Origin of the sequence: Falsiroseomonas sp. HW251 (genome assembly GCF_050563545.1) — a bacterium.
Taxonomy (GTDB): domain Bacteria; phylum Pseudomonadota; class Alphaproteobacteria; order Acetobacterales; family Acetobacteraceae; genus Falsiroseomonas.
In genome coordinates, this window is sequence record NZ_JBNXUM010000091.1 from 1 (window position 1) to 957 (window position 957).

1 protein-coding gene is annotated in these 957 nt (G+C 68.4%); it reads right to left on the minus strand.

Translation table 11 applies throughout. The features are described from left to right. On the minus strand, positions 1 to 905 hold a 905-nt coding region (locus ACLF3M_RS35310), incomplete at its 3' end, for an IS630 family transposase (RefSeq protein WP_430661698.1). Between the last annotated feature and the right edge of the window lie 52 nt (positions 906 to 957).

Sequence of the window (957 nt, forward strand, 5' to 3'; positions counted from 1 at the left end):
GTCAGATCGGCGAAGAAGCGCTCGACCTGATTGATCCAGGAAGCGCCGGTGGGCGTGAAGTGGACCTGCCAGCGCGGGCGCTTGGCCAGCCAGTCGCGGACCGGCTTGGTCTTGTGGGTGGCGTAGTTGTCCATCACGAGGTGGACATCGAGGCCAGGAGGCAAGGCGGCCTCGACCTGATCGAGAAACCGGCGGAACTCGCTCGATCGATGCTTCGGGTAGCAGCGCCCGATAACGGCGCCGGTGGCGATGTCGAGGGCGGCGAACAGCGATGTCGTGCCGTGCCTGGTGTAGTCGTGGGTGCGGCGCTCGGCCTGGCCGGGCCGCATCGGCAGCAGCGGCTGGGTGCGGTCGAGCGCCTGGATCTGCGACTTCTCGTCCACACAGAGCACCAAGGCGCGGTCGGGCGGGCTCATGTAGAGACCGACGATGTCGCGTACCTTCTCGACGAAGAGCGGGTCCGACGAGAGCTTGAAGGTCTCGCTCCGGTGCGGCTGCAAGCCGAAGGCGCGCCAAATTCGATGAATGGTGGAGGGCGCGTAGCCGACCGCCTTCGCCATCGAGCGCAGCGACCAGTGGGTCGCGCCGGGCGGCGCTGTCTCCAGGGTCAGGCGGATCGTCTCGGCGATGTCGTCGTCGCCGATCTTACGCGGCGTCCCGGGCCGCGGCTCGTCGAGCAGCCCATCGAGGCGGTGAGCGGCGAAGCGGCGCCGCCATTTCGAGACCGTGTTGGCGTCCGCTCCGACCTCGGCGCAGATCGCCTTGTTCTCCAGCCCGGCAGCGGCGGCCAGCACGATCCGCGCCCGCCGCGCCATCGCCTGTCCGGTACGATGCGCACGGGCTAGCGACTGCAACTCCCGCCGCTCCGGCGCCGTCAGTTCGATCGCTACCGCCGCCTTGCCCATCGCCAGCCCCCACGACCAACATCAGAATCGTAGGGACTTCGCGATCAGGACA